General features: G+C 60.7%; 2 protein-coding genes. One reads left to right on the top strand and one right to left on the bottom strand.

Annotation, left to right across the window (positions count from 1 at the left end):
• A partial coding sequence (locus tag NKI20_RS33285; protein WP_352546282.1) for a winged helix-turn-helix domain-containing protein occupies positions 1–140 on the top strand: 140 nt, incomplete at its 5' end.
• Between the two features lie 152 nt (positions 141–292).
• Here the strand turns inward: NKI20_RS33285 and NKI20_RS33280 are convergent.
• Positions 293–4,717: a Ulp1 family isopeptidase gene (locus tag NKI20_RS33280; protein WP_352838200.1), complete on the bottom strand. Its 4,425-nt coding sequence runs from the start codon at positions 4,715–4,717 to the stop codon at positions 293–295.
• Between the last annotated feature and the right edge of the window lie 165 nt (positions 4,718–4,882).

Raw genomic sequence — 4,882 nt, 5'->3', positions numbered from 1 at the left:
TCGATGTCCTAATCATGCGCTTGCGCCGAAAGCTGGAGGCTGATGCGGCCAACCCTCGCCTGGTCAAAACATCCCGTGGCGCAGGCTACTTCTTCAACGCTGACGTAGATGTTAGCTACGGAGGCACGTTGGCCGCGTGACAGTGAGCTATGCTGGAGATTGGGGTGACGAGGCTGATCAAGCCTTCCAACAGTACCAGCCTGATCAATTACGGCGAGAGCTACCGGTCCGGAGATCGCATCAGCGCCTCTGTCGTCAAGAGAGCTGTTCTGCTTGACCCCAGCCATGGAGCTCAACGCCCCGCGTCGGAGCGCTCCCTGCTTCTGAAGGAAGCCACTAGGTCCGCTCGGGCTTGATCGGAGGCTTGGCTGATGGACGTCGTGGTTGCTTCGCTCAGTTGCCGCCCCATGGCGCGGCTTTGCGGATTATCAGTCCTCTGCCTCTTCGCCGGTCTCAACAGCGCTGTGGAATGTTCATTGTTTATGATGACGCCCCCGCTGTTCACGAGGTTGCTCCTGTCAAGTGTACTCGTCAGTCCGTCCTGGGCCTCGCGCTTCTTGCCCAAGTGCCGTTCAAACGGCGCTGGCGCGACTTGTTGAGCTCGAGAGATGGGTCCCTGCTCTCCTGCGTGGCCATGAGCTTGTGCCGCGGTCTGCGCAGCGGCGTCCCCAATGGCACGAGCCTCCATGCCGACTGCGTCTTCCGGACGAGCAGCAAGGGCAATTTCGCGCCCGAGTGCGAACTTCCGGACATGAGTTAGTGCACTGATTTCAGCGGTTTTCATATAGCGCTTGGCATCTTCATCCAGCGACCGCTCGTGAAGCCGATCCGCAATCCCCGGCTTTTTGTTTTCAACCAGGCATTGACTGAAACGTCTAAGAGCAGACCCATAGACCTCAACGGTACGGGGTTTCGGCCCGGTCGGCGCTGCCTCGTACGCTTTGATGAGAGCCGCTGTGTACTCTCTGATGAGCACGGCGTCGGCAGGGTGGGGATTCAGGGCCGGGCGGCCCACCACTGGCGCTCCGCCCGCCCACGTCTTGAGACGACCCAGTGACCCAGCCACGGCCGAGGGGCCGCCACCCCAGATCTCGTACTCCTTGCGATCCCGATCCAGCGACTCCTCGTGAAGCCGATCCGCAATCCCCGGCTTGTTATTTTCAACGAGCCAATGACCAAAGCCGAAAAGAATATCTACATGGCGCTTGACCGTGATCTCCCCGACCTTACCGGCATAGAGTGCTGACCTCAGCCCTTCGACAAGGGTCGCATCGTTGGAATAAAGAGGACCCTTGTCGGGACCGGAGACCACTTTTGGGCGATCTGGCTGCACCGCCGCCGGCACAGAACGAGCATGGTCACGCAACTCGGACGGTGCGGGGGGATTCAGATCAACCACTGACGAATCCGGCGCATGATGATGGCGCGCCGTTGAGTGACCCGGCTGCAGCACCGAGGCACCCAGCATCGACCCACTGCCTCCGGCGTACGGCGCCGCGGCGTGTTCTTGTCCGCTCCCTTGCATCATGGGCTGCGCTTCCCATGGCAATGCACCCACTTGATGGGTGGGGGCCTGCATCAGCACGCGAGCGCCTGAATTGCCGATCTCGCTCAGCTGCGGCTCAGTGGCAACGTCCTGCAGACGACTGTTCGGGGTCCTTTGCCTCTTCGCTGGTCTCAACTCCGCTGTATCATGCTCACGGTTGATGAGGACCTCCTCGCTTGGTAGCTGGTTGCTCCTGTCCTGTGCTGCGATCCGCTCGTCCGGCGCGCGCTGGTCGCCGTCGCGCCAGCTCAGGGGACGAAAGGACCCTGCGGGATCCGAGGCTTGGTGATGGGGCCCAGTTGGCACGAAAGACGATGCCAGTACAGCGTCGTCTTCATTAGCTTTCCCAGGGGGGAGATACTCTGGCCAACTGTATTCCTCCTGCGGCCCGCTGTGCTGCGCAGCGGCGTCCCCCTTGCTCTCAAGACTTTGAAATTTAAATGGGTCCCCGGGAGCAACGTCTGGCGCTGACTGGCCGAGCCGCTTGATCTGCTGGTGAAACGTCCCAACGGGGCTTTCCTTAACCGCGTCTCGGGCCTGTCGGTCCATGAGTTCAAAGTTCGTGAGATTATTTGCCGTTCCGAATGTATCGTCACCCCTGAGGCGGGTTTGTAGTGCCTGCCGATTGACGACGAGGTTGTTGAGGTTCAGGTCATCTGGCTGCGATTGCAATCGCCCAACCAGCGCCCGCGTGCCGTCCACCACGTAGACTCCGCAATCCACCACGTTGCTCTGCTGGGCGATGCGGGATACGCCCACGCGGGTCTCCAGGCTGGCGCCCAGATTTTCTGCGAGCTCTTTTGCAAGCGGGTCATGCCATCCGTTGTAGGAGTCATAATGATAGGCAACCGGCCGTTCCCGGTCGCTGCGATCAACGAACAGCAGCGACCAATGTTTGCCGCGCTCCTCACGAGTCGTACCGGCATCGCTCACTGGCACGAACAGGAAGTCGGCTGTGTCGTTGCCGTTCTTATGGACGATGCGCTGGAATGCGCTTAGCATGACGCTCTTGGAGCCCAAGCGCAGATGATAATTGGCTACGAGGGGATCCACGAACCGCGTCCGGGCGGCGAGATCTGGATTGTTCCCCTGCAACTCCTGCTCCAGGAGTTGGTAATCCCTCTGGATATGTTCGTCGCCTAGCCATTCCAATGCGCCGAGCACCCGCCCGTCTTTAGCTTTCCCAGGGGGCCTCTCTGGCCGACCCAATGCCTCCTGCGGCCCGCTGCGCTGCGCAGCGGCGTCCCCAATGGCACGAGCCTCCATGCCGACTGCGTCTTCCGGACGAGCAGCAAGGGCAATTTCGCGCCCGGGTGCGAACTTCCGGAGATGAGCTAGTGCACTGATCCTCCGGTTACCACCGGAGTTCACATAGCGCTTGGCATCTTCATCCAGCGACCCCTCGTGAAGCCGATCCGCAATCCCCGGCTTTTTGTTTTCATGCAGGTATTCACTGAAACGTATAAGAGTAGATCCATAGACCTGAATGGTACCGCGATTCGGCCCGGTCGCAGGCGCTTCTTTGTACTCTTTGATGAGAGCCGCTGTGTAATCTCTGATGAGCGCGGCGTCGGCAGGGTAGGGATTCCGGACAGGGCGGTCGACCACTGGCGCTCCGCCCGCCAACGTCTTGAGACGACCCAGTGCTCTAGCCACGATCGAGGGGCCACCCCTGCTCTCGTACTCCGAGGGGCCACCCCTGCTCTCGTACTCCTTGCGATCCTGATCCAGCGACGATTCGTCAAGCCGAGCAGCAAATCCCGGCCTGTTATTGTCAAAGAGCCAACGACCAAAGCCGAGAAGAGAATTTACATGGCGCTTGACCGTGCTCTCCTTGACCTTACCCGCGTAAGCTGACCTCAGCCCTTCGACAACGGTCGCATCGTTGGAATAGAGGGGACCCTTGTCGCGACCGGAGACCCCTATTGGAGGATCTGGCTGCACCGCCGCCGGCACAGAACGAGCATGGTCACGCAACTCGGACGGTGCGGGGGGATTCAGATCAACCACTGACGAATCCGGCGCATGATGATGGCGCGCCGTTGAGTGACCCGGCTGCAGCACCGAGGCACCCAGCATCGACCCACTGCCTCCGGCGTACGGCGCCGCGGCGTGTTCTTGTCCGCTCCCTTGCATCATGGGCTGCGCTTCCCATGGCAATGCACCCACTTGATGGGTGGGGGCCTGCATCAGCACGCGAGCGCCTGAATTGCCGATCTCGCTCAGCTGCGGCTCAGTGGCAACGTCCTGCAGACGACTGTTCGGGGTCCTTTGCCTCTTCGCTGGTCTCAACTCCGCTGTATCATGCTCACGGTTGATGAGGACCTCCTCGCTTGGTAGCTGGTTGCTCCTGTCCTGTGCTGCGATCCGCTCGTCCGGCGCGCGCTGGTCGCCGTCGCGCCAGATCAGGGGACGAAAGGACCCTGCGGGATCCGAGGCTTGGTGATGGGGCCCAGTTGGCACGAAAGGCAATGGCAGAACAGCGTCGTCTTCATTAGCTTTCCCAGGGAGCTCGCGCCCGAGTTCGGACTTCCGGAGATGAGCTAGTGCACTGATCCCACCGGAGTTGTTATAGCGCTTGGCATCTTCATCCAGCGACCCCTCGTGAAGCCGAGCCGCAATCCCCGGCTTTTTGTTTTCAACCAGGTATTCACTGAAACGTCTAGGAGCAGATCCATAGGTCTGAATGGTAGCGGGATTCGGCCCGGTCGGCGCTGCCTTGTACTCTTTGATGGGAGCCGCTGTGTAATCTCTGATGAGCGCGGCGTCGGCAGGGTCGGGATTATTCAGGACAGCGGCGCGGTCCAGCACTGGCGCTCCGCCCGCCCACGTCTTGAGATGACCCACTGCTCTAGCCACGTCCGAGGAGCCACTCTTGCTCTCGTACTCCTTGAGATCCGGATCCAGCGACTCCTCGTGAAGCCGAGCAGCAAATCCCGGCCTGTTATTATCAAAGAGCCAACGACCAAAGCCGAGAAGAGAATTTACATGGCGCTTGACCGTGCTCTCCAATGCTGACCTCAGCCCTTCGACAATGGTCGCATCGTTGGAATAGAGAGGACCCTTGTCGCGACCGGAGACCCCTATTGGAGGATCTGGCTGCACCGCCGGCGGCACAGAACGAGCAGGGTCACGCAACTCGGACGGTGCGGGGGGATTCAGATCAACCACTGACGAATCCGGCGCATCATGATGGCGCGCCGTTGAGTGACCCGGCTGCAGCACCGAGGCACCTAGCCTCGACCCACTGTCTCCGGCGTAGGGCGCCGCGGCGTGTTCTTGTCCGCTCCCTTGCACCATGAGTTGCGCCTCCCATGGCGATGTATCCACTTGAGG

This window comes from Mesorhizobium sp. M0830, assembly GCF_040319965.1.
GTDB lineage: Bacteria > Pseudomonadota > Alphaproteobacteria > Rhizobiales > Rhizobiaceae > Mesorhizobium.
This window is presented reverse-complemented; position numbering and strand designations above follow the sequence as displayed.